Here is a 26,168-nt window from a genome sequence, read left to right on the forward strand (position 1 = left end):
TACTAGAAATCGGATTATTTGATAATAAAGGGTAGCAACTAACTTCGTTATGATCCAATAACAGCATCTAATGCTTCGTCAGCATCCTTATGCACAAAATTTGCTTGATAGCCGATAGTAGTTGTAATGTTGCTATGTCTGTATAGTTTTTGGAGCATTTGAATTGGTATTTTGTCTGCTGCAAGAGAAGCAAAAGTATGACGAGCAATGTGCATTGTTAGTTTTGCGTTTATTTTAGCTTTTGGTGCAACATGCTTTCTTAACATTTTGTCAAACCTGCCAGTAGCAAAAGCGATTTTGCGTTGTACTTCAAAATCATCATCCAAGTTGGGAAGAACTGTTAAGACAGGAAAAACAAGGTTATTATCGTTGGTTTTTCTGTCTTTGTACTTAGCAAGAATCTGTAGTGCTTTTTCGGGAGTCTTCAAGGAGCCCGTTTTTTTGTTCTTGCCCATTGTATAATGCAAACGCATTTCCTGGAAGTCAGACCAGCGTAGACGCAAAATGTCAGAAATACGCATTCCTGCAAAATAATAAGAGATAAGCCATAGGTCACGCGCCAGATCATGGTTGGCATTAGTTAATTCCACAGTTTCCAGCTTTACAACATCATTCTTAGATATACCAACCTTTGTTGACTCAGGGAACTTAATTGATATTTTGCCTTTACCGAAAGGGTAGTGCTTGGAGTCAGACACACCTTCTTTAATAGCTTGACTAAATACTGAGCGTATCACCATTAGGTAATTCATAATTGTGCGCTCACTTATATTCAAAGTTGCTTTTAGATGAACCTTAAACCTTTCTAAAAGAGAAACCGTAATATCTGCAAAGTCAATATCACCTTGTACAAATTCATTAAACCTTTTTACACGCGGTTTGTCTGCCACATAACGATTGTATTTTCCTGCTTTCTTTAACTCGCTTAGGTAAAGTTCAGCCTGTGCCGCAAATGATGACCCTGCGACAGGTTGCACCTTTTGCTTGACGGATTTTGCCGTACTGTGACTTTTCTTCGTTTGCACTTCTAAGGCGGTGTCTGTGACCTCACCCAGTTTCTTTATGATATAGTTATTAAGTCGCTCTGAATTAGGATGAGATTTTTTGACCCTTTGTTTTTCTGCATCCCAGTCTTTCGGCTTAATGGTAAAACCAAGATATACATAGACTGATTTACGATTTTTTGTGATACGGATAGTCAGTGGACAAGTGCCGTCTTTTTTCTTTTCTCGTAGGATGATTTTTGATGTAGCCATTTTATTCGAAAACAATTCGAAAACAATTTACGACTTTTATTGTAAATTAGTGAGTTCTGGAATGCCTTTTAATAAAGAGTTTTCCAGTATTTACGCTCATTTGAGACCATTTAAAACCATGTATTTAAGGATTCATAACCCTGAGGTCGAGGGTTCAACTCCCTCTCTCGCTACTAAATTAAAAGCCCCTTCTGTAGGGGCTTTTGTCGTTTTTTATTGTTTTCTAGGTTAAATCTTCCTCTTTTTTTTGATATATCACCCAGTTTTTATCCATCCATTACCTACAGGGTTTAGTGATATATCCAATATTTAGCTCTTCCTCTCACTTAGTTTTGAGAAAAGAATAGTTGATACTATGTCTTTTTTCTGAATATATACCGCTGGTCTATCGAAATGCGGCAGATGTTAACACATATATAAGTATTATGGGATTAAAAAAAGAAGAAAAGGACACTGTTATTATTACAGTAGATACAGAAGAAGATTTACATATAACTATTACAATCGGTAATGCCCAAATTGGTGCTGGTGTAGTTTTTTTTGAGTCAAACCAAATTGCAAAAGGTGATATTCAAAATCTTTATTTAGGCAAAGGAAAGTCACTCCACGGGAAAAAATGCAAAGTTGTCACTAATGTTCTTGATGCTAATCCTGCAACAAATGCAGTGGTTATAGTTCATGATTTTGATAATGGAGTTCCATCATCTCATACTTATAAAGGAAAGTTAGATAATGAGGGCGATATATATTCATTAGTAACCACTTACAAATTTGTGTGATGAGGAATTTATACATGCATCTGATATTAGTAGCTCTGTCTGTGATGAAGTGTAATGCTCAGAAAGGACAAGTTGAGTTGAATAATATGTACATCCCTAATGCCCCTGGGTTTGTCTTGTTAGACAAATCGCCATCACTTGTAGAAAAGCCGTCAGATCCTAAAGCTTTTGGTATCGATATATTAAACTTATTGGAAGGTGGGGCTATACAAGTTACGCCATATTGGCTTTTTCAGCATCCAAATTACACTTTTGAGAACCATACAAATAATAAATTCCCGATACTACAAACATTCAATATTTCCGTAGCATCAATTGTCAAAGATACGTTCTCATCAATTGCAGCAGGGGGGAGGGTGACAGTCCTTAGATTGTTTTCACAAAATAGAGTTGCTCAGATTAATAGTATAAAAAGTAATATTGTTGATTTGCTTGTAGCAGAGGATATGAAGGAGACTCAAATAAAAGAAAAGCTAAAAGAAATAGAATATTTGAGATCTAGAGCATCTTTTTTGTTAGAGTTTGCAGGTGCAATATCTTCAACAGTAGGAAATAATGGAGTAGAAGCTTTGCATATTAATAAGACTGGCTTATGGTTAAATATAAGGTGGGCTCCATATTATAAAATCCCAATAGATTTGGTAGGTGTTGTTAGATATACCAAGGGGAGTTTATTCACTAGTCAAGATGTTCCTTTTTTCGATTATGGTATTGCCATGTCATATAATACAAGAGTTTTAGATATGTCAATGGAGTATGTTGCAAGACATGACTTTTCTTTAAAAGGAAGTAATTATAATCGCTTTGCACTAGTTAGTAATTATATGATATCAGAAAAAATAGTTATAGTCGCTTCTATCGGTAAGGATTTTTATTCGGTGAAAAACATAATAGGTGTATTAGGTGTTAAGTTTGGTTTCTCTAATCAAAAAATGAGTTTGTTGAATTAAATAAGGGATAAGGTATGGTGAGGGGGTGTTTTTACTCTACCTCATGGGGAGTTTATCATTTAACTTTGGAGCAATAAATTATCAATAGCCCTTGAAAAAGGATAATTAAGTAATCTACACGATGAGTCAAAAAAAGAATTTGCCTGCTGCTTCATATTATTATGTTTTATGGGGAGTTATAGTCGCTCTTTATTCTGTTGCGAAATATTTTGTTATTGAACATGGTATGAAATCGCTCAATAGTGCTTCTATTCTATTTCTAGTAGGCGGGGTATTGTCTTTTCTACAGGCTAGAAAAAACGATGAACCAGCATCAGGAATAGATAAAGTATATATGAAAGTGTGGATAGGTATTGCTATCGGTTTGTTTTTAGTGAATACAATAGGATATAAATTAGGTGTGGGATATATAATAGCAATAACATTATCTCTGTATTGTATAGGTTCTTTAATTACAGGTTGGCTTTCTAAATTCACTCCATCCATACTAGGAGGGGTGATATGTGCTATTTGTATTGCATTATGTTTTTATGTAACATATGCTCAGCAGTTTTTAATACTAGCCATAGCTGTTATAGCAGTACATGTTTATCCGGGGATTGTGATGAGCAAGAGTAATAAATAAATATTTAAATAAAAATCTGGTCAATTTTTATAAATAGGTAATGCATTTGCATGTAATACTATATTTCATTTTATCATTAAACCAATGACATAATGTTTTGTAAAAGTATATACGTGCCTAATGTATTATAAGCATGAAATAGTAGGCTGTATTTTAGGTGTAAAATGTAATATCTAATATCTATTGTTGGTCTTCTAGTCTTGTTAATGCATTATGTGTTTATATATAAGTATTAGGTGATTGTGTATACATGCCACATCTCATAAGAATAATGAAAGACACAAAGTTATTATTATATGTCACCACATGTTGTTTGTCTCTATTGACAGCTCTCTTGATACTAATAATAAAAAAAAATAAAGATAATAGAGGGCCTATTAGGCAAGTAGAGGCTGGTATTTCTTCTAGACAGATACCGGCTAATTCTAGTTTGATTGAGCAAGAACATATTAGAACAAGTATATCAAAAGAGTTACATGACAATATTGGGCAACTATTAAGTTTAGCTCAAATGAATATTTATTATTTAAGTAAAGAAATAAGTGGAGAGTTTAGAAATAATAAGGTGGCTAGAGATACTATTTCAATAATAGACCAAATACACTATAGTGTACAAAATATAAGTCATAATTTAAATACAGATCATGTTTACAAGAAAGATCTTGATGGATTAGTAAAAGATGAATTATCTGTCCTTAAGATTGCAAAAGGTATTAATACAGAATTTGAACTTTACGGAGAGAGGAAAACGCTGAATAAGGATGTTAAGTTAGCCGTCTTTAGAGTAGTACAGGAAGCATTACATAATATTGTAAAACATGCATACGCAGATGGTATAATTATTACACAGAATAATAATCCAGAATTTCTAAAAATAGATATTTCGGATAATGGTGTAGGGTTTAATGCTAAGGATATAAAAGAAGAAGATACAAATGGTCTTGGACTAGCAAGTATGCAACAGCGAGTAGAAGCTTTTGGGGGATATTTACATATAGCCTCTAATGATAAGGGAACAACCGTGAGTCTTACATTGCCTAGTATTGTTGCATACGAAGAGCATTCCTTTGTCAATGAGGCTGTTTAGTCAATACTACGTTCTAAAAACCATGTTTGCATCATTCCTTTTCCTTTTATCTGCATATATTCTCCTCTAGAGAATAGGAATTTATGTTCTAATGCTTCCTTGAAATTTTCGGTGCAATGTATCTTGCCAGCAATGCCTGTCGATTCCATTCTACTAGCTGTATTAACCGTATCTCCCCATATATCATAAACAAACTTCTTCTTACCTAAGACTCCTCCTATTGCCTGCCCACAATCAACACCGATTCTAAAGTCAATATTAATCCCGTACTTTTCTTTAAGATTGTTCACAGATTTTTTGATTTCTATTGCAGTTATTGCAGCAGCAGCTGCATGATTACTCATAGAGTTAGGGGCGCCTGCTGCTGCCATATAACAATCTCCTATAGTTTTTATTTTTTCAAGCCCATTTTTTTCTACAATTTCATCAAATACAGTGAAGATGTCATTCAGCATATTTACAATATGCTTAGGATTGCTTTCTGTGGTGTATTTAGTGAATCCGACCATGTCAGCAAACAATACAGATACTTCTGGAAGGTTGTCAGCAATAGGGTGTTCTTTGTTTTTTAACCTTTTGGCCACAGCATTAGGTAGTATGTTCAACAAAAGGTTTTCAGACTTTCTTCTTTCTTTATATAGAAAAACTAAACTAAGCATTAGTAATAAACTCCCTGCTCCAATGAGTATTATTTGATTGTTTCTCTTTTCCAGTTTAAGGTTGTTTATCTGTATCTGCTTATCTTTTATGTAAATGTCTCTTTCGGTTTCTAAATAAGACATTCGTTGTAGTCTTTTTCGAGAATAGACGGAGTCTTTGTATAAGCTGTAAAGCTTGTAATATTCAAGAGCTTTACCATTATTTCCAAGCATTTTTTCTGCGTCGGATAAGTCTTTGTAAAAGTTTTGTGCAATGTCTAAAGCGCCTAAGTTTTGAGCAATGTTAACAGACTTTTCTAAGTAGTGAATTGCTGTCTTTAGAGAAGTATTTTTATCATATGGAAGTTTGAAATTTGTAGTAGAGTCTTGTAATATATACATATATAATACACCTAAGTTTCCATAGCTGATAGCAAGACCGTACTGGTTATTTAGTTTTTCATTAATGTCAATTGCGAGTTCATTATTTTTTAGAGCTTCTTTATAGTTAGCTTCAACGGTGTTTATCATAGCAATGTTTTGTACATTTTGTGCTATACCGTAATTATCATTGTGTTTTCTGCATTGTTCTAATGCTAGGTTGTAATTAGATAATGCTTTAGCATAGTTAGTTGTAGAGAAATAAACATTGCCCATATTGCCATATACCTGGGCTACTCCATTTATATCGTTTATTTTTTGGTATAGGTCTAGGGATTTTTGATAATAAGAAAGAGCTTTTGAGTTGTCATTACGAGCATATACCAACCCAAGTTTGTTGTAAATAGATGCTACTTCACGATCATAATTATATTTTTCATAGACCTCTAACGCTGCTAATAGATTTTCTAAAGCTTTGGCATATTCAGATAATGCTATATAATTTATAGCAATTACTTTATACGCTTTAGCTTGTCCGATCTCCCATTCGGACTTTTTAGATATTCGTAATGCTTCAAATCCATATATTAATCCGGAGTCTGGAGCTGTTCGGTAATAAGCAATTGCTAATTCACATATTGTATTTACATTACTACTATCTATTTGTTGTTTAGAAGCGATGTTTTTCAGTGAATCTATATCTGAAGAAGTGTACTGCTGAGCATAGCATATGTTAATGCAAACTAATAAAACAACAGTCATTTTCAGTTTCATAATGTCGGTATATGTATGTACAAAATAACGGATTAGTGTTGTATTTCCTAAAACTATTGGCTGCAAATTAATTAGAAGTTTTAAACTAGCCAGCTATGTTTTTATGAGCATTTTTAATGGGAGATATATCTAACTGCTAGTGTATATAAATCCCACTAAATATGGTAATAGCATAAATTTTAGGGCTATAGCTCAAACTACATTTGCTATATCAAAAATGGATACAAAGTTCAGTGAAACTATCCTTAACTAAAAAAATAATCCAATTATGGCGAATTATTCAATCTTAGACAACGCGAGTGCAGTACAAATTACACAAAGTCAATGTGACCCTAACGCTAACTATCAAACCTTAAAAGCAAGTTTTGAGGCTGAAGGTAAAGTTTTTTATTCTGACAGAACTATTGCAATAGTAGGTGTTGACCCAGAAAACCCTGGCGAATCATATACTATGGTAATTAATCCAAGTTTTACAGATTTTGATTTTGCTACTACTCCAAGCCATGAAGCTGCAAGTATCGTTAGCTATTTTTCTAACGGAGTAGGTGTTCACGTAGCTGCAGTAGCTAATATTAGTCACAATCCTTTGCAAATTAACAGTATCACATTAAAAGAGATCGGTAAGACTGGTGATATTGTAAGTACTGCTGTTAACAGAGTTGCATTAGTAAACCAAACACCTGAGCAAATAGGTGCTTCTATGAGTGTTGATCACTTGAATACTCCAAGTGCTCAAGAACTTTCTGCTAAAACTGGTTTTGCTGATATGGGAGAAATCGCTGCTTATGCATTGGGAACTCTATTGAATGACTCTTATGCTAGTGGTTTATATCCAACTGGTGGTATTGATACTTTAACACAAGATGCAGTTGTTGCTTCTAAATTCTCTCAGTCTGTTAGTATGAGAGCTGGTTTGTTTGATCTTGGTTTCGAAGTTACAGTATGTACTTCTACAAGTTCAAACGCTTGTACAAGCTCATCGTCTACTCTTACTATAGAACTTTAATAGCTACATGAGTATGTTCATTTTTGACTAGAACCAATTACAAATAGTTTCACTGGACTTGACAGGGCGCCCCGTAAGGCGCCTTGTTTTTTATATAATAAAACAATTCTTTTTTCAAGGTGTAGTATCACTATTTTTTTTTGAAAATATACCCTTACATGTCATGTGGAACATCAGCACAATTGTAGTGAAGCATCAATAAATCACAGGTAGTCAGATTATAGTTTTGCTCATCATATCGATATGAATCAGATTATTAACACTTAAAAAACAAGTATGATAATGAAAAAGAATAGCTGTTTATACCCTAAACAGCAAACCTTTAACCATGATGATATAGCATTATATAGCGATAAACAATGCTATAACAATTACACAATTTCATTTTTTAATCTTAAAACTATTTCACTATGAGGCTTCTTTATTATATCCCTCAAATTAATCCTAATGCAGATTTGGCTAGATATATAGCTGATGAAAAAAGCCTTAAGGCAATATATCTAAATCTTGTTGATGGTGTAAGAACTGCTGATGATATTGCTAAATTGTTATTAGTTAATGGTCATATGATAAGTGATATTATGACCGTTATGAATGAACTTCAGAAAGAAGGTGTTATATCTGAATCGTCAGAATCAGATTTGGGAGCTTTTGAACCAGATGAACTAAAGGGGCTTGATAGCCAATTGAAAGCTTTGGCAAAATTTGGTTTTGACAAGAAAAGTATGTTCATGCCTTTTTCTCCAAGTGCTTTAAGTCATCAAAAAAGAATTAAGGAAGGAAAGGTTATGTTGGTCGGTAATGGGGATAATGCTTGCCAACTAATTTTAGAACTTATTAAGATCGGTATAGGAGATATACATTATTATATACATGCTGCTGAAAATGTTCTTGAAGAGGAAGCTAAAGTATTAAGGGCTATTGAAACAATGGGTAACCCTTATTCTAATATTTATTTACATAAGACAACTTCACAGGATTTAGATGCAAATACAATTATTAATGCAGAAGTTGATGTAGTGATCTACATGGCTGAAAACTTTTCTGAAACAATTGCTGTAAAAATTAATGATTTGTGTAAGCAACATAAAAAGGATTTTCTACCTTATCAGGTATCATTTCCTAAAGTCTATATTGGTCCTTTTTATATTTATAAGCAATCTGCTTGCTATAAATGTTTTCAAATAAGAAAAAGTGCTGCAGCACATAATTTGCCACCACAAGCCGTGTCTCCTGACAATGCAAATCTTAATATCTCATTAGGTGTTGATTTTATATGTCTTGAGATCGTTAAATACTACTCATATATCGCTGACTTAGCTACTGTAGATAACATATGGGTACTAGATGTTTTTAGCGGTAAAACCTTTTTTGAAACAGTATTTAAAATACCTCGTTGTCCGATCTGTGGTGTTAACAAAATAAAACCAACAAAAAAATTATGGGAAAACATATAAAGAAGTCTCATTTTGGAGACAAGACACTTCTTGATCTATTTCATCCGGAAACAGGTATTGTAAATTATGTTGCAGAGATCAATATTAACCATTCAGATCCAGAAGTGTTTGTAACTGCAGCTACGGCATGTAGTTTGAAAAAGATTGGCATACCTGTTGACTACAAAATAAGTGGTTCAGGAGCTGGTATAAGTTGGGAAGATGCCTACTACGCTGCTATTGGTGAAACTATTGAACGTTATTCTTTAAGTATTATACATCCAGAAGATCTAGTTTTTGCAACAGCGAAAGAATTGAAGGAAAAAGGTTTACCTATTGTGGAGCCTAAGGATTGGAGTCTTTTCGATGAGTCTCAAAACATTGCTCCATATGTAATGTTTGATGAAAATGTGCCTGTAACTTGGGTGCTTGCAGATAGCATAGTAGATAAGGTGAGTAAATACGTGCCAGCATGTTTTGTTTATCTTCCTTACTATTCTCATTATAAAGAAGAAGGAGAAAAAGTTTTAAATGCCTCTTTGTCAACAGGTGCATCATGCGCAACGTCTGCTGCTGAAGCTACTCTTAAAGGGTTGTGTGAATTAATAGAGCGTGATGCTTTTATGATCATGTGGAAGAACCAACTCCCATGTCCTAAGATATCTATTGATAAAGATTCTGGTATATACGAACTATACACATCTAAGTTCATGCGTCCTGGATTGCAGTATGATATTTACTGTACTACAATGGATTTGGGAATCCATTCGTTTTTTGGTGTGCTTACAGATTATAGGGGAGAGTATGTTTCCCGAGTTGTAGGTGGCGCTGCTCATCCTGATCCCGAAAAGGCGGTATTAAAAACCCTTTTAGAATTAGTGCAGGGGCATATTTGGAAGATCTATAAAGATGATGTTGATTTTCCGATTGTGGACGGATATACTAATGTGAAATCTTTTACGGATAGGATGGAGTTGTATGCTTATAATGATATGTCAGATGCCTTTAAATTTCAACCGAAAGAAGCAACACTTACTCTTAGTAGGTTAAGGGATAACAATGCTTATAAGAACAAAACGATTGAAGAGATATTAGCTCAAGTTACCGACGAATTCCGTAGTAAAGGCTATGATGTTTTAGGTGTTAATCTTACTTCACCAGAGGCGCATGCCTGCGGAGTTAACATTGTTAAGGTTCTTACGCCTGCTTTAGAATTAATGGATGGAGACTACACTTATCAATATTTGGGCGGTAAGCGATGGAAGGAAGTGCCTTATGCAGTTGGTCTCAAGAGTCCAAAAGAACCTGTTGTTCTAAATTCATATCCTCATCCTTATCCATAGCCAGCAGCGTACTTTAAGAATACCATTTATTTACATTTTAAAATTAAGAGATGCACAATATTAAGAATGAAGAATACTTCTCCCTGAGTGAGTTATATCATGAAAAATCGAAAATGAGAATGGTTGACTATAATTTTTATAAATGGATCAATCATGTTAATAGCTCCAAAGAAATAAGAGAGGTAATATCAAAACCCAATTATACTTACCATGGTTATCCCTCTGTTTCGTTAAAACAGAATATCCTAACTGATAAGGACAAGCAGGAAGATTACGATATGTTTTTGAAAAGACAGTCACGCCGAGAATTTGCAGATAAACCATTGTCATTTGCTTCGCTATCAAATATTCTATTTGCTGGTGATGGAGTAAATAGAAAAGAAAAACATGCAGATGGAGTTGAATGGAATATGAGAACGGCACCATCCCCGGGAGGATTGTACCCTATTGATATTTATTGTGTTATACAAAATGTTGCCACTGTTGAGCCTGGATTATATATGTATTCCCCTGTAGAAAACTGCCTTTATTTGATTTCGAAAGCTTCTAGAGATGAGCTAAATGAACAGTTGAATGCGAGTATGCGACCGATGAGGAAAACAGTAGCTAATAGTGCTGTGTCAATTATGCTTGTATCCAACATGATGAGGGCTAAGTTTAAGTACAAAGAAAGAGCATATAGGTTTGCCTTGCTAGAAGCAGGTCACATTGCACAAAATATATCTCTGGCTGTAGAAATGGAAGATGCGGGTGCCGTATGCGTTGGTGGGTTTATGGATGATGCATTGAATGAGATGTTGGATGTTGATGGACTAGAGACTATGGTGCAATACTGTATATTGATTGGAACGGCTAATACCCCTGATAATAATTAACTATAAAAAAGTGGTAGTAAAACAAAATATATGTGTTATAATGTAATATTGAAACTATTTTAGCATAAAACCTAATTTATATATGAAATATAGCCTTGAGGTTATAATTCTATATACTTATCCTAAACGTATCAGCATGAACTCGCTTAAATATTCAATCGATTATGGGACGTTTGTCAATAGGCTTATTGGAGTATGCAGGAGCACATCCTGAATATATACCAATAAAAGACTCTATCAGTTTTTGTTGTTTAGGTACCTCTCCTAACCAAAGGACAATATTAGAATTGAATTCATTCGCGATATTGAATGAGTCATTACAAGGAATAATAGACGATTTTATTAACGGCATTTCTAATGCCAATGAGGTAGTATCTGAATTAAGTGAAGATATCGATGTCTTTTTCCACTTGTTAGCCGAGGAGAGTAAAAGGTTAAAAAATATATTCAATATTACACAAGGACAATCTGATGGAATGTTGAAGCTAAAAGAGGAAATAGAGATTATTCTTAATTCTTACGACAGATGGAAGCAGGTGTTATCTGAAAATGATCTTGAAGAAATTTCTCGTATTTCAGATACTGTGCTAGAGTCTTATAATAAGATTTTAAGTAAAAAAATGAGTATTATTAATAATAATTATTCCTCTTATGCTTTAATTAGTTTTTATTTCCTAATACTGGCTTTATTGAGCAACTTATTAAAACAAGGGATAAGTTTTATCAGTAACAAAGCACCAAGGCTAGTAAGTTATTATAAAAGAGCAACTAATTATGCCATCGTAGATTCTTTTACACATATGTTGTCTTTTTTGGAAAAAGAGAATGATGGCCTTTACAAAACTTTTATTGCTAAGACAATAACTTGGCCTGATAAGAAATGCTTAACAATAGAAGGGGATATAAAGTCAGGTTTTGTTTTTAAAATATATACCGCCTCTGGGAATGAGCAAGAGAAAGACGTAAGGGATAATTATAAGGCAGAGTATTCTTTTTTAAATTACAATGATATAATATTGAAATACGAAGATGCAATGGTGAAGTATGCTAATAATTCAGAGCAACTATCTTTTGTTATGTTAGCTATAAATAACTGCAACAACTATGCAAAGGTTATTATGTCTTATATAAAGCAGATTGAGAACTGATATATAGTACTTCTATTTTGTATTTTCGATTTTATAAACACTAAACCATATTACTTAATAATGAAAACAATTAAAATCGGCATTGCCGATGATCATACGTTATACCGTTCGGGCTTAGCCAGTATTATCTCAGGTTTTGATGATTGTCAAGTTGTGTTTGAGGCCGAGGATGGTAGCTCTGCACTTGAGAAGATAGAAACATCAACCCCCAATATTGATATTTGTATTCTAGATATTAATATGCCCAACCTAAATGGTTATGATACCTTAATGTCAATAAAAGAAAAATGGCCAAAAGTAAAAGTCTTGATGTTATCAGCGTATAATAATATTCACGCTATAGTAAAAACATTAAGATGTGGTACTAATGGCTATATGCTAAAGAATTGTAAACCTACTGAATTACATGAGGCTATTCATAAAATTCATTTTAATGGATACTATTATCCTGACGTAATTTCTGGTAGGATGATCTATTTACTTAATAATGATAGTGCTGATATCCCCGTGTTGACAAATTTGGAGTTGAGGTTTTTGTCTCTTTGTGCCACGGAGCTTACCTATAAACAAATAGCTGATATCCTATGCGTAAGCCCACGGACTATAGATAAGTATAGTAAAGTATTGTTCGATAAGCTTAACGTGCGCACACGAACAGCATTAGCAACTTTTGCATTGAACATAGGTTTAGAGTCGACGATCAATGAAGCTTATAAGGTGTAAAGCTTTTTTACATTTAATTGTAGTATATCATTATCTCTTGACTACCTATAACTAAAATCATCGCATTGTAATTACAATGCGATGATTTTAGTTATAGGCATTTTGTTAGTTAGTTTCTTGTTTATGACTCTAATAAGTAGCAATTATAATAACATCTCAAGTGCGTGTAAAGATTTTTTTTTATTAGTGATACAGCACATTTCCAACCTCTGTCAGCCTATAATTTTACACTAACAAAAAAAATGAAAATGATAAATAATACTACCATCTTAATGATTCTTTTAGGACTGCTTGGTATTGCATTGCAATTTGCGTTCAAAGTTATTTTGCCTAACAAGGGTGTCCCGAGTAAAAGTGAACTGTCTACACAATTGCTGATAGTAAGTCTATCAGCAATATTGGTATTCATAACATCAGCATTGTCGCATTATATAAGTCCTTTGGAGCTAGCCGGAAGATGGTTAGCTATTGGCACATTTACTATTGGATATACCAGTTACAGCTTGCTAAGTAAGCTTGTTGTTGCCGACGATAATGCATAATGCTATGCTGTATTGCAAATACTACAAAGAGATTTTATGGGAAAACAAGGAAATGATGACACAATGACTGTAATAACAAATTACATTGCTAATAGCGAACTTTATACACTAACATTTTTAGTTGGAATGGGAATGATTGGGATTATTCTTCATAATCTTGTTAAGTTGGATGGGATCAATAGAAAGGCTAAAGGCGAAATCAACTTATTAAACTATTGGAAACTTGAACGCTTTAGTATAGCTATCTCTATTTTAGTTATTGTTGGAGCTACATTAACATCTCATGAAATAAGCCAACTTGACTTTGCTGGTAAGTGGCTAGGTTTAGGGTATATAAGTTTAGGGTATACTGCGCAAAGTATGTTAGCTAAGTTTACAAAAAGAGCAGAGAATTATATAAAATAAGTATAGGCGTATGTTAGCGTTAACCTATAATTTTAAGAATTTACGTATAGCTTCACCATCCTGATCAATAACTTTCATTATATATAGTCCCTTAGGTTCATTACTGATATTAATATTAAAATTAGGAGAGGTATTGTTATGATATACCTCTCTTCCATAAATATCTGAAATTGATATTTGTACAATTTTTCCATTCATGCCTACTTTAAAAATACCGTTATTGGGGTTAGGTATTGTTATTGCTGAGATATGGGGTTGAATACCATTAATAGTAGTCGGAAATATGTTGATGGGAGCATATGCGGTATCATCACAACCAGAAATGTTGTCGTGAGCAATTTGCATAACTGTATGGCTGCCTGTACTAGTATAGGTATGCATAGGGTTTGGAGCATTGGTAAATTGCCCATCGCCAAAATACCAAGTAGTGCTGGTATTATTCACTGAAAGGTTGTTGAAATTTACAGTAGCATTATTTTGTGTATAAGAGAATCCTGCTTCAGTTCTATATTGGCCTACATGCCAATACTGTAAGCTGTCATACAATACTGCTTTTACTGCATTTCTAATATTAGAGGCATCATTAGTAGATAAGGTATAGTTATATTTAATCAGTGTAGGATCTTTCCTAAATAATGTAGTATAAAAGCTGCATGCACCTGCATAAGACCCTGCTTCAGAAGGGTGACTTTCGTCGGAGTCATATAGCTCGATATTTGGGTAATTGTTTCTTATATATCGCCATATAGCCCCAACAGGAGAAAGTATAGCATTATTACTGTCTCCTAGTTGTTCATACCTAATACGGATCATACTATCCATAGTATTATAGGAGCAGTAGTAAGGCCAGTTAAATTTTGTTGTATAATAATCGCAAAAAAAAGAGTCTCCATTTTTTCTGCCCCAAGTCATATAGAATATTGTTTCAACACAATTATTATATAAGTTAATAAGGCTATCAAGACGTTTTGCATAAGGAAACAAAGTTGTATTGACACCATTATCTGGTTGCGCGGGGTTAACACTTTGTTCTTGAAGTATAACATAATTCCAATTACCAACTTTTATTTTATTGATAGTTGCCGGAGGGTTAACGCTAATATGACTTAGGAAGTAATAACCTCCTGGTGCTTCAATACCATAAGTCAGTGTGTCTCCCATGCTTTTTGCAATATCTGATACAATTTGTGGTAGAGAATTTACTGCAGTATAGCTATTGCCAATAAATAGTGCATTCAGCTTTTTATTGTTTTGTGTTTGTCCATAGCTCTTAACTGCAAAGAGCATTACAAGAATAGAAATATATAGTCGCATACCTGTCACCTAAGACAGGTACAAACCTCTAATAGTTTGTAATGGAATAGTTTTATTGTTATGCTGCTTAATATCAATAAGTTATATTCTCAATTGGTTCGAATTAATACTGATTCTTCTTAAGTAATGGATATAATAGTTTATATTAAATTGTTGTAAAGCGTATAGAGATATATAATCTATCATATATATTTACTAACTTATAAAACCTGACTTTTTTCATTTTAGAGTATAATAGAGAATCCTGCATCATGTTAAGTATTTCTACTTAGCAATTGTTGATCATTAAATCGCCCAATATGAACTTGCACGAATTGATACTCAAAATCTACAAAAGCTTTTTTGTTGTAGTACTGTTTTTTTTAGCAACAATGTCTGTTAATGCACAGGCTCCATCAAATGATGATTGCTCTGGCGCTATATTGCTCAATGTAGATACAGTTTGCCACTATGATACCTTTAATAATTATAATGCCACTGCATCTGTTGGAGTTCCTTCACCCGGCTGTGGATTTTATCAAGGTGGTGATGTGTGGTTTAAAGCTACAGTGCCATCTTCAGGTAATATTAGGGTTGAAGTAAGAGGAATTACAAGTATTAATGCCCAGTTTGCTATTTATACAGACTCCTGCGCAGCATTAACATGGTATTCCTGTAATCAATTAAATCCTGATAGAACAATATCGGATCCTGCCCTTGCTGGCAAAGATATATATATAAGGGTATACAAGTACAATAGTGCAACAGGTGGTATTTTTAGAATTTGTGTTTGGGAACCTCCGGTGCCGATAAATAATAACTGTGCAGACGCTATAATGTTAAATGTAGATACATCCTGTAATAAGGTGTCTTATACCTCTAAATATTCTACAGGACAGCCTACATCTGTTGCTCCAAACCCGAGTTGTGGATTCTATCAAGGTGGAGATGTGTGGTTTAAATTTATCATGCCTGCATCTGGTAATATTAGGTTTGAGCTAACCGGCGATGCTCCTCAATATGCTATATACAAGGGTAGTTGTGGCTCTTTTTCTCAAGTATTATGTGCCCAACTTAATTATGAAAAAACATATATAGACACCTCCTTAGCAGGTGATACACTTTATCTTAGAGTATATAGATATAATAGTGAAGAAGGAGGTGACTTTGATGTTTGTGTATGGGAACCTACTATACCTGTAAATAATAATTGCACTGACCCAATAATGCTTAATGTAGATACTGTGTGCAATAGTGGTTTATATTCCAATGCCTATGCAACCGGTGAGTCTACAACTATTGCCCCTAATCCAACTTGCGGTTTTTATCAAGGAGGGGATGTTTGGTTCAAGTTTGTTGCACCAGCATCTGGTATATTTAGAGTAGAGGCTAAAGGATTTGGCATGAATCCACAATATGCTGTTTTTTCAGGTAGCTGTGGGGCATTTAGTCAGATAATGTGTGCTCAATTAGACGCAGGAAAAACTGTAATTAATCCTTCTGTTGGAGGTGATACGTTGACTTTGAGAGTATGGAATTACAATACAGAAGAAGGAGGCAATTTTGAAATATGTGTATGGGAACCAGAAATACCAGTTAATGATGACTGTGCCGATGCGATAATGTTGGATATAGATACGGTATGTAATATGGTGTCTTTTACCAATGCCTATGCTTCTGCAGAGCCTACATCTATAGCAGCTAACCCTAGTTGTGGTTTTTATAAAGGGGGGGATATATGGTTCAAGTTTGTGATGCCAGCATCTGGAAACTTACGTGTTGAAAAGCAAAATGCAGGTGCCAATGCTCAATACGCTGTTTATTCAGGTAACTGTGGTTCTTTCTCTCAACTATTCTGTGCTCAGCTTGATGCAGGAAAAACGTACATAGATAGTACGGTGGTAGGAGATACATTGTATTTAAGAGTTTGGAACTATAATGTTGACGAAGGAGGAGGTTTTCAAATTTGTGTTTGGGATCCACCAATCCCTGTAAATAATAACTGTGCTAATGCAATACCACTTACTGTTGGATCTGCATGTGTTCCTAATAACTATACTAATAGGTATGCAACAAATGAAACAACAGCAATAGCACCAAACCCTAGCTGCGGTTTTTATAAAGGAGGAGATGTTTGGTTTACATTGCAAATGCCGGCATCAGGGAAGCTTACTATTAATAGGCAAAATATTAGTGGTGTAAATGCACAATTTGCCCTTTATTCCGGTAGCTGTGGTTCTTTTACACAGCTGGCATGTGCACAGTTAAATAATACCATGAATTATAATGATACTTCGATAATAGGACAAACACTTTATTTGAGAGTATGGAATTATAATGTTGATGAAGGAGGGGAGTTTAGTTTGTGTGCTTATGATCCATCTCCTATAATAACAATGCAACCTACCGATACTTCCATTTGCTTAGGTGAAAGTGCTGGCTTTACTATTGTAGCAACTAATGCTACTAGTTATCAATGGCAAGAAAATGACGGGAATGGCTGGGTTGATATAACCAACGGTGGCGTGTATGGTGGTGCAACAACGGCAATGCTTAGTTTGTCTGCACCTACGGTATCTATGAGTAGTTATGAATATAGATGTATTGCTACAGGAACCGTATCTCCTGCTGCAATATCTATTCCAGCATCACTTACGGTTGGTACTGCTCCTCAATTTACATTAGTGCCTACGGCAATAATAGGGTATGCAACAATATCATGCAATACAACGATTAATTATGCTGTAAATGTTATTGGTGTTCCTGCTCCTTCTATGATCTATAATTTATCTGGTGCTACTACAGGCGCGGGAAATGGCAATGGTTCAGGTAATTCCTTCAATGTTGGTAATACTACTGTTACTCTCTCATTGTGGAATCAGTGTGATTCTGTAGATACAACCTTTGTTATTACTGTATTAGATACATTAAAACCTGTGGTGACTTGTGGGCAGAATATTACAATTTCTACTGATAATGGTCTTTGTACCGCATCAGGTGTTATTTTGTCGCAACCAACTGCTTCAGATGCTTGTGGTATTGATACCGTATTCAATAATGCGCCGTCGACCTATAGTGTAGGAACTACTCAGGTTTTATGGACTGTGGCTGATAATAATGGTAATATTTCTACCTGTAAACAAAATGTAACAGTTATAGATACGACCAAGCCAATTATTACATGTCCTGCAAATATTACGGTTAATGCTGATAATGGGGCTTGTTTTGCTACAAGTGTAAATTTGGGCACACCTACTGTAAGTGATAATTGTGCTACTTTTGTAACTAATAATGCCCCTTCGAGCTATCCTGTAGGAACGACAAATGTACTTTGGACAGCAACTGATAGTAGTGGTAATAGTTCTAGTTGTACGCAAACTGTAACTGTTGTAGATAACCAGCCTCCGGTTGTATTGTGTAAGAATTATACATTGGTCTTAAGTAATGGAACAGGTAGTATTGTAGTTTCGGATATAGATAGTAGTAGCTCGGATAATTGTGGTATAGCATCAAAAGTGTTGTCAAAAACTTCCTTTATTACTGCTGATATAGGAACAAATAATGTTACTCTTACTGTAACTGATGTGAACGGTAATATCTCAACTTGTACAGGTGTTGTTACAGTCGTTGGAGGCAATACAGGTCAGTTATCTTGTAATATTACATCTACACCTTCAAATAATATATACACAGGTGGTAATCCAAACAATATCTATTTAGGGTACGGTCCACAAACTGTTACGCTAACTGGCGTAGCAACAGGTGGTAGTGGTTATAGTTACTTATGGTCGGGTAGTGGCTTAAGTTGTACTACTTGTCAGTCGCCGACGGTTGTACCAACGGTTGCGGGTACTTATGTTTTTACACTTACTGTTACCGATAATACAAACGCTTCAACAACTTGTTCTATTAGTCTGTGCGTTAAGGATATAAGAGTGCCTGGAAAGAAAAATAATAAAGTATATCTATGTCATAATGGTAATACCTTAAGTATTAGTAAAAACGCTGTAAGTGCACATTTGGCCAACCATTCTGGAGACGTATTGGGTAACTGTAATGATAATTGCAACTCATCTCCTAAGCAAGGTCGTGAAGTAACTCCTGAGTTGTTAAGCGGTAACCAATATCTTAAAATATATCCTAATCCTAACAATGGTACTTTCAATGTTCAGCTTTCTACAGATGTTGAAGCTGCTAAAATTATAGTACACGACTTGGTTGGTAAGATAGTATTGACAAAGAGTATCAGTAATAGCTCCAATAGTATACTGAATCTTAGTGATATAGCGGATGGAATGTATCTAGTGGAAGTGAGGATAGGTAACGATATATATCGTGAGCGTGTTGTAATAAAAAGGTAGTGACAAATTGGGTCAATTATAAGCAATAAGCCACTAGGAAAACACTAGTGGCTTGTTGCAATAGCTCTTAGGTTATCTAGGAGATATAGATACTGTAGCATCATTTACACTACTGCCTGTGCATTTACAGTTTGCATAGTAGTTGTTTCCATTTGCAGAAAATTCTACAACAAATGGTTTGTAGTCGTGGTTATCCATGTCATCCCATACTTTTTTGGCACTTCCTGTACCTGCACCCAGCTTATTGCTGCCGGCAGACGGGTTAGAAAATGCTATTGTTAGCTCTGTACCACCATTTACTTTGTATATGCAGTATCCAGAACAGCCTGCCAATGCACCATCTTTTTCATAACAAAGAATGGTTTCATGGTCTCCATTCTTGATAACCTTAGGCCATGAATAACCATCTGCTACTCTGCCTGAATCAAACCATTCTCCTGCAAAGTTCAGGTCAACACCACTTTTGTTGGTAATTGTCAGTTTTACATTGTGTGATTTTGCCATAATAATAAAATTTTAAGGTGCTTCTTACTCTATTATAGGCTTTTCAGAATCCGCCTACCATTTGTGTTGTAAATGATAGTACAAAGGAAGTTTTATAGATGTAGCGATAACAGAGCAGAACTGCTCGTTCTTAGAAATAGGTATAAATACCTGTTTTGAGTTTAGTGGGTTAAGAACAACTTGTTTGTCGGTATCTTTTTATATATTAGTGAGAATAGTTATTTATTTCATCATTCATAAAACACCCGATTATGTCATCAGAAAAGAAAGATTCTATTAAAAATGAAGCGCAAGCAGGAGCTATTCCCGCATATCCAATAGTAGATGCAGATATTGCTATTACGAGTACTGCAAACTGGAGAATTTACAATAAAACATTAGGAGCAGACGATAATTTTATACGTGCATTTTACATGCCTAAAGAAGATATTGAGGCCATGTATATGATGATGCAAAACGATAACAATATTACGGGCTGTAGGCTTTATCTTGGCGTTGGTATTACTAACCTTCAACCTCCGGGTTCTCCAAATTTTATAAATCCTGCAGACCATATGAATTTATTTATGGTAGCTGTAGAAAATGCAGATGGCACAAATTCGGGTACTGACATTGTTTACTCGAGTGATACTGGTAATTCTATGGTTTATGATTTTTCTAGACCTTGTCCAAGTACTTGTGATATGGTTAGTGTATTATATGATAATGAGTCATAGTTTTTGTAAAAAGACAAGTTACTTTGGTTAGTAAATTTTTAATTAATGTAGCTCCTTTATCTCTTATATTTCCTTTGATTGTGTGTATAGTAAAAGGGAAGTCAATCCCTTTTCTTTTACGACCAGTAATAGTTTTTATTATTGTTGCTTCAGTGAGTGAGATTGTATTAACATATTACTGGTTGAATAAGAAAAACAACCTTTTCCTATTACACATATATACAATATTAGAGTTTTTAATGATTTCTGCTTTCTATTATGCTTTATATAGGAGATACAATCATAATTGGATTATAACATTATTAGTCATTTGTTTTCTCTTTTTTGCAGGAATAGATATGTTTTACGTGCACGGAATAAACGAGTTTAATATTTATGCTCGTTCTATAGAGTGTCTTATAATAATCAGTTACTCTGTATTCTATTTTTACAGACAGTTAGTTGAAGGTAAGCCTATGGCAATCATAAAAACGCCTATAGATTTGATAAACATGGCACTGTTAGCATACTTTTCGATTTCATTATTTCTATTCTTGTTCAGTAACTATATTATGGCTGAAACTATTAAAACATATATAGCTTGGAGTGTACATGCTATAGCTCTTTGGCTATTATATACTACAATTGGTATTGCTCTATGGAAAGCTGGCAAGAAGTAGATAAATATTTTGTGCTTTATGCGGGCACTGCCGGTATGTTGCTGCTATGTGGAGGGATGTTGTTGTTTTTCAGGGCTTATCACAAAAGGTTAATAAAAGAGCAAAAAGAGAAAAATGCACTGGAGCTACAATACAAAGACAACTTGCTATACAGTAATATTCAAGCCACAGAAGAAGAGCGTGCACGTATAGCACGCGACTTGCACGATGAGGTGGGTGCCGCTCTTTCCTTGCTAAGGATGCAAGTTGAAGGTTTGCCAACAGAAGCTTTTGATCATACGCGGGCTACTATAGATAATACTATAGATATGGTGCGGCGTATATCTCATGATTTGTTACCGCCTACACTAGCCGCCTTTGGCTTATCGACAGCATTATTACAACTCTGCAACCGTATTGCAAATAGCTCCAACATTACAATGCAGCTCGATGCCTTACCCAAAGAGTATCGCTTTGACAAAACAATTGAACTGACTGTTTATAGAGCATTGCATGAGTTGGTAAACAATACCCTAAAGCATGCTGCAGCGGAAACCATTGATATTGCTATGCAATATGAGGATGAGCAGTTAATGATTCAATATTACGACGATGGTAAAGGATATGACTATGAGCAATTGTTGAAAGGAGGGGGGCTTGGCCTGAAAAATATAGAAGCAAGAGTAAAGCAGTGTAAAGGAGAAGTGAGTTATACTACCAAAGGCAGTACAGTAGTAGTACATATAATCATACCCTCTAAAAAAATATCAATATGATAAATGTAGTTATTGCAGACGACCAGACTTTGTTCAGGCAGGGTATTAGCAAACTCATCAATGATATATCGCATATTGAAGTGCTACAAGAGGTAGAAGACGGGCAAGAATTAGTGCAATTTTTAGAAAAAACTACTCAACTGCCTGATGTGATATTAATGGATTTGAACATGCCAAGACTTAATGGCATCGACGCAACTGCACAGATACACCAGCAATATCCTGATATTAAGATCATCGTTCTATCTGTGTATGATGAAGAACAATTTATAGTTCGAATGATAGAGCAGGGGGCTGATGGCTACTTGCTGAAAAATGCCGGAATAGATGAGGTAGAAAAAGCTATCAATGATGTAATGGCTAATGGATTCCATTTTAATGATATGATGATAGAGGCGATGCGTAAGGGTGCTCTGGTAAAAGATAAAAAGCTGTCTTTTGATAGGGTAGTACACCTAAGCAAGCGTGAGGAAGAGGTGTTGAAACTTATATGCCAGGAAATGACCACTACCGAAATAGCGGAGACCTTATATATAAGCACCCGAACAGTAGATGGGCACCGACAAAACTTGCTAGACAAAACAGGAGCCCGAAACACTGCCGGGCTCGTGTTGTATGCCATTAAGCATAAAGTATTGGATCTAGGTTTTTAGCATATAGTATGCGTAATAGCTAAAATTGGTTAACTTCAACAGATATTAAAAGAATAGAATAGTTGACATTTGACGATTTTGAATTTGACCTGGATGTACAAGACGGGTTAGATAGCATGGGCTACAAGACGCCCACTCCCATACAGGAAAAAGCCATTCCAGTTATTTTAGATAAAAAAGACCTGATCGCCTGTGCTCAAACAGGTACTGGAAAAACAGCGGCTTATTTACTGCCTGTTTTACATAATATTATTACATCGCCCGTTTGTCAGTTAAACACACTGATATTGGCTCCTACCAGAGAGTTGGTGCAACAGATAGACCAACAGATAGATGGCTTGGCATATTATATGGATATCAGCTCAATACCTGTATATGGTGGAGGTAGTGGAGAGGTATGGTCGCAACAAAAGAAAGCATTAGACAAAGGTGTTGATATTGTAATAGCTACTCCTGGTAGGCTGATAGCCCACCTTACATCGGGTGCTGTAAAGCTAGATGATTTACAGCATTTGATACTTGATGAAGCGGATAGGATGTTAGATATGGGGTTTTATGATGATATTGTGAGGATTATCAGCTATTTGCCTAAAGAGAGGCAGACGCTTTTGTTTTCGGCAACTATGCCGCCAAAAATCAGAGCACTGGCTAATAAGATATTAAATAACCCAGTTGAAATAAGTATTGCTATATCAAAGCCCGCTGAAGGAATCAATCAGCAAGCTTATATGGTGTATGATGATGATAAGCTTAATTTAATTACCACTTTGCTGAAGCAAGGCAATTATAATAGCCTTATCATCTTTGCCTCAACCAAAGAGAATGTAAAAAAACTAGATAAAGCATTTGCTAAGGCAGGTATAAAAGCAGAAGCATTCCACTCAGACTTGGAACAAGCACAAAGGGAAGAGATATTATTGAAATTTAAAAGTAAGAAGCTGCCTATACTAATAGGTACAGATGTGTTGTCTCGAGGTATAGATGTAGAGGGTATTGACTTAGTAGTAAATTATGATGTGCCACCAGATCCTGAAGACTATGTACATAGAATAGGTAGAACGGCTAGAGCAGCAACTAAGGGTACAGCTATTACTTTTATCAATGATAAAGATCAGGATAAGTTTGCTCGTATCGAGAAACTTATTGAAAGAGAGATACCTAAGTCCACAAATCCAGAGGGGATACCTGAAGGGCCTGCGTATAGTCCGAGAAAGAAAAAGAGCAGAAAAAGCTATTATAAGCGTAATAAATTTAAGCGCAAATAATAGGTGTATTTGCGCTTAAAGGTATTTTTTATTTTGTGAGAATCTTCTTTAATTCTTTTATAGATTCATCGTTAACCTTGGCCATATGCTTTAGTATATTCTCGTCGTAGTCTTTATCCTCTATTATTAAGGTTTCAGTTATGTCTTTGCGTTGGTCCTCTATTTTTTGCATCAATGCTATTGTTTCCTCACTATCTTCTCTGTTTTTATTTATACGTTGAAAATTTTCTATTAAGAAGTTGTGAAGCTCTAATATTAGATTGATGTTTTGATTGCGGCTATTAATAGATGTTTGGTAGTTGTTAACTGTTTCAGCATATACTTGCTCCAATTCCATCCATTTATCATTAAGCGCTTTATAATCTTCCATGTCTTTTAAGATGTCTCCATAAAGCTTATGTTGTTTTACAATAGCCTTGTCAATTCTTTTGAAAGAGGCTAGGGTAGAATCATAGGCTGTAAGAAGAGCTTCTCTGTGTATGGTAATATCAGTCCATGCAGCTTTACTTTTGTTAATATACTCTTGGTATTGATTTTCATCGTCCAAGCTTAGACCTACCATACTATATATTTCTAGTTGTAGAAGAGAGTCTACAAGTGCAGATTTAGATGAGTATAGTTCATAGTTAGGGTCTACTTGAGCAAAGTGTTTTTCCAAAGTTTTTAGCTCTTCATTAATAAGGTTGTTCTGTTCTTGAATTTCCTTACTCTTTGCATTAATGTTTACCACTTTGGCCACTAGAGTTGTGGATTTTACGTCTTTCTGCTCTTTAGCTGTCTTTATTTTTTTGATCTTCTCTTCATCAATTCCTTTTTGTTGCTGTAGATTTTCAGACTTTGTATTTGCAAGTTCTTTTCTGTTATTGTCAGATTTTGTAATTTCTCTATTTAAGGCAGATGTTTCTGTCTTTATATTTTTCTTTACCTCTCTTATCCTTCCATTAATTGCAATATGTCTAGCAGTGTTTTTCTTTTTAAGCCCCGAGTAGTAAGCTGGAAACTTTTTCTTTTGTGAGTCGATGTAGCCGTCAGCATTCTTGCGTAATTCGATAGCTTTGAGAATTGCTTTTTTATAGTCGCCGTCTATAGGAGCGTTTATATAGTCTTTTAGATATTTATAGCTTTCTATTTGTTCTGCTCGTGCTAGGTCAAGCCAGTAGTTGGGGTTGAATTGATGAGTTCGGTTAACACGGTCTGTTACCTGTTCCTCCTCGTTAAAGTGACCAATTTTTGTTAATTGCGGTGTGTTGTTAATTCTTTGAGCTCCTTTATTAAATGCTTCATTTATACTGTCATTTCCACTAAATATATTTAGTGACATAGGCGGTGATAATAATTGCCAAATAGGGTCTGCAGCTAAAAAGTCTTTTCTTACCTTTTGTGGAGCAATCATGAAATACTCTGGTTGATACTTAGACACGAATACACCTTCTTTAACATAGAGTACATCGTTTTTAGAAATTCTATTCAGTTGTTTTCTAAGCCATTTTGGTTCATGAGAAATAATACCTGAACCGCTTACAGGATCTATAAATTGCCATGTACCGTTTATGAGAACAGCACACATGGCTGTTTTGGCTATGTGGAACTCGCCGCCAAGATTGTGATAGAACTTTTTATGGTAGCCATGTATAGGCACAGCATTTAGATTTGCCTCTCTACACATGCTAATAAATAAGTTTGCATAACCATTACCTACTGTATTGGTGTTGTGTAACACCTCTTTTATGCTAGGATTTTGTTTTTCAGGTTTCTGGGCATCTTTTAGATTAAAACTAAGATTGTGTGTGATCCAGTTATAAATAAGGTTGGCTTTTAGTTGATCATCTACTATGCCTTCGCACAAATATTTTGTGAGCTTAACATGGTCTTTACTTACACTATTTGGTGCGGTAAAACCATTTGTCGTGTCAATTTGAGCTTTTAGCTGAAAACTGAAAACAATACCTATGCAGAGGATTAAAAGGTGCTTGTACATAATAATAAGTGTATCG

23 protein-coding genes are annotated in these 26,168 nt (G+C 34.9%); 18 read left to right on the forward strand and 5 right to left on the reverse strand.

Annotated elements, in window-relative coordinates; all coding sequences use genetic code 11:
• Positions 1 to 47 precede the first annotated feature (47 nt).
• On the reverse strand, positions 48 to 1,256 hold the full coding sequence (locus R2800_03665; GenBank protein ID MEZ5016122.1) for a site-specific integrase: 1,209 nt from the start codon (positions 1,254 to 1,256) through the stop codon (positions 48 to 50).
• Between the two features lie 425 nt (positions 1,257 to 1,681).
• Between R2800_03665 and R2800_03670 the strand changes: the two genes are divergently transcribed.
• The 4 genes from R2800_03670 (at position 1,682) to R2800_03685 (ending at position 4,697) form a co-directional block, all read left to right on the forward strand.
• Positions 1,682 to 2,035 carry a hypothetical protein gene (locus R2800_03670; GenBank protein MEZ5016123.1) on the forward strand — a complete coding sequence of 118 codons (354 nt, stop codon included), beginning with the start codon at positions 1,682 to 1,684 and terminating at the stop codon, positions 2,033 to 2,035.
• A gap of 44 nt (positions 2,036 to 2,079) precedes the next feature.
• Positions 2,080 to 2,985, forward strand: coding sequence for a hypothetical protein (locus R2800_03675; protein ID MEZ5016124.1), 906 nt, complete (start codon positions 2,080 to 2,082; stop codon positions 2,983 to 2,985).
• Positions 2,986 to 3,106: 121 nt separating this feature from the next.
• A complete protein-coding gene (locus tag R2800_03680; GenBank protein MEZ5016125.1) occupies positions 3,107 to 3,610 on the forward strand; it encodes a hypothetical protein in 504 nt (167 codons plus the stop codon).
• A 271-nt stretch (positions 3,611 to 3,881) separates the two neighbouring features.
• Complete coding sequence (locus R2800_03685) at positions 3,882 to 4,697, forward strand: ATP-binding protein (GenBank protein ID MEZ5016126.1); 816 nt, start codon at positions 3,882 to 3,884, stop codon at positions 4,695 to 4,697.
• On the opposite strand, the gene R2800_03690 is transcribed toward R2800_03685, so the two are convergent.
• Positions 4,694 to 6,490 carry an adenylate/guanylate cyclase domain-containing protein gene (locus R2800_03690; GenBank protein MEZ5016127.1) on the reverse strand — a complete coding sequence of 599 codons (1,797 nt, stop codon included), beginning with the start codon at positions 6,488 to 6,490 and terminating at the stop codon, positions 4,694 to 4,696. The two genes, R2800_03685 and R2800_03690, sit on opposite strands and share 4 nt — an antisense overlap.
• Before the next feature lie 268 nt (positions 6,491 to 6,758).
• Here R2800_03690 and R2800_03695 point away from each other — a divergent pair, with 268 nt between their 5' ends.
• The 8 genes from R2800_03695 to R2800_03730 all read left to right on the forward strand — a co-directional run bounded on the left by R2800_03695 (position 6,759) and on the right by R2800_03730 (position 13,968).
• Positions 6,759 to 7,496, forward strand: coding sequence for a hypothetical protein (locus R2800_03695; GenBank protein ID MEZ5016128.1), 738 nt, complete (start codon positions 6,759 to 6,761; stop codon positions 7,494 to 7,496).
• Between the two features lie 410 nt (positions 7,497 to 7,906).
• Entirely contained in the window at positions 7,907 to 8,953 is a 1,047-nt protein-coding gene (locus tag R2800_03700; GenBank protein MEZ5016129.1) for a hypothetical protein, read from the forward strand.
• Complete coding sequence (locus R2800_03705) at positions 8,938 to 10,275, forward strand: YcaO-like family protein (GenBank protein MEZ5016130.1); 1,338 nt, start codon at positions 8,938 to 8,940, stop codon at positions 10,273 to 10,275. The genes R2800_03700 and R2800_03705 overlap by 16 nt, the downstream gene beginning before the upstream one ends.
• Before the next feature lie 50 nt (positions 10,276 to 10,325).
• Positions 10,326 to 11,150: a SagB/ThcOx family dehydrogenase gene (locus R2800_03710; protein MEZ5016131.1), complete on the forward strand. Its 825-nt coding sequence runs from the start codon at positions 10,326 to 10,328 to the stop codon at positions 11,148 to 11,150.
• A 164-nt stretch (positions 11,151 to 11,314) separates the two neighbouring features.
• Complete coding sequence (locus R2800_03715) at positions 11,315 to 12,298, forward strand: hypothetical protein (protein ID MEZ5016132.1); 984 nt, start codon at positions 11,315 to 11,317, stop codon at positions 12,296 to 12,298.
• Positions 12,299 to 12,358: 60 nt separating this feature from the next.
• On the forward strand, positions 12,359 to 13,021 hold the full coding sequence (locus R2800_03720; GenBank protein MEZ5016133.1) for a response regulator transcription factor: 663 nt from the start codon (positions 12,359 to 12,361) through the stop codon (positions 13,019 to 13,021).
• Between the two features lie 242 nt (positions 13,022 to 13,263).
• The gene (locus R2800_03725; protein ID MEZ5016134.1) at positions 13,264 to 13,563 is read left to right on the forward strand and encodes a hypothetical protein; all 300 of its coding nucleotides are present in this window, start codon (positions 13,264 to 13,266) and stop codon (positions 13,561 to 13,563) included.
• A gap of 36 nt (positions 13,564 to 13,599) precedes the next feature.
• Entirely contained in the window at positions 13,600 to 13,968 is a 369-nt protein-coding gene (locus R2800_03730) for a hypothetical protein (GenBank protein MEZ5016135.1), read from the forward strand.
• A 24-nt stretch (positions 13,969 to 13,992) separates the two neighbouring features.
• Here the strand turns inward: R2800_03730 and R2800_03735 are convergent, their stop codons facing one another.
• The gene (locus tag R2800_03735) at positions 13,993 to 15,282 is read right to left on the reverse strand and encodes a T9SS type A sorting domain-containing protein (GenBank protein ID MEZ5016136.1); all 1,290 of its coding nucleotides are present in this window, start codon (positions 15,280 to 15,282) and stop codon (positions 13,993 to 13,995) included.
• A gap of 299 nt (positions 15,283 to 15,581) precedes the next feature.
• Between R2800_03735 and R2800_03740 the strand changes: the two genes are divergently transcribed.
• On the forward strand, positions 15,582 to 19,622 hold the full coding sequence (locus R2800_03740; protein MEZ5016137.1) for an HYR domain-containing protein: 4,041 nt from the start codon (positions 15,582 to 15,584) through the stop codon (positions 19,620 to 19,622).
• A 72-nt stretch (positions 19,623 to 19,694) separates the two neighbouring features.
• Here the strand turns inward: R2800_03740 and R2800_03745 are convergent, their stop codons facing one another.
• Positions 19,695 to 20,126 carry a hypothetical protein gene (locus R2800_03745; GenBank protein ID MEZ5016138.1) on the reverse strand — a complete coding sequence of 144 codons (432 nt, stop codon included), beginning with the start codon at positions 20,124 to 20,126 and terminating at the stop codon, positions 19,695 to 19,697.
• 251 nt (positions 20,127 to 20,377) lie between these two features.
• Here R2800_03745 and R2800_03750 point away from each other — a divergent pair, with 251 nt between their 5' ends.
• From R2800_03750 to R2800_03770, 5 genes are all read left to right on the forward strand, one after another.
• Positions 20,378 to 20,842 carry a hypothetical protein gene (locus R2800_03750; protein MEZ5016139.1) on the forward strand — a complete coding sequence of 155 codons (465 nt, stop codon included), beginning with the start codon at positions 20,378 to 20,380 and terminating at the stop codon, positions 20,840 to 20,842.
• Positions 20,843 to 21,297: 455 nt separating this feature from the next.
• Positions 21,298 to 21,501 carry a hypothetical protein gene (locus tag R2800_03755; protein ID MEZ5016140.1) on the forward strand — a complete coding sequence of 68 codons (204 nt, stop codon included), beginning with the start codon at positions 21,298 to 21,300 and terminating at the stop codon, positions 21,499 to 21,501.
• Complete coding sequence (locus R2800_03760; protein MEZ5016141.1) at positions 21,480 to 22,256, forward strand: histidine kinase; 777 nt, start codon at positions 21,480 to 21,482, stop codon at positions 22,254 to 22,256. Before R2800_03755 ends, R2800_03760 begins: the two co-directional genes overlap by 22 nt.
• Positions 22,253 to 22,909, forward strand: coding sequence for a response regulator transcription factor (locus R2800_03765; GenBank protein ID MEZ5016142.1), 657 nt, complete (start codon positions 22,253 to 22,255; stop codon positions 22,907 to 22,909). Before R2800_03760 ends, R2800_03765 begins: the two co-directional genes overlap by 4 nt.
• Positions 22,910 to 22,971: 62 nt before the next feature.
• Complete coding sequence (locus tag R2800_03770) at positions 22,972 to 24,174, forward strand: DEAD/DEAH box helicase (protein ID MEZ5016143.1); 1,203 nt, start codon at positions 22,972 to 22,974, stop codon at positions 24,172 to 24,174.
• A 28-nt stretch (positions 24,175 to 24,202) separates the two neighbouring features.
• On the opposite strand, the gene R2800_03775 is transcribed toward R2800_03770, so the two are convergent.
• On the reverse strand, positions 24,203 to 26,152 hold the full coding sequence (locus R2800_03775) for a transglutaminase domain-containing protein (GenBank protein ID MEZ5016144.1): 1,950 nt from the start codon (positions 26,150 to 26,152) through the stop codon (positions 24,203 to 24,205).
• Between the last annotated feature and the right edge of the window lie 16 nt (positions 26,153 to 26,168).

Origin of the sequence: Flavipsychrobacter sp., assembly GCA_041392855.1 — a bacterium.
Taxonomy (GTDB): domain Bacteria; phylum Bacteroidota; class Bacteroidia; order Chitinophagales; family Chitinophagaceae; genus UBA5543.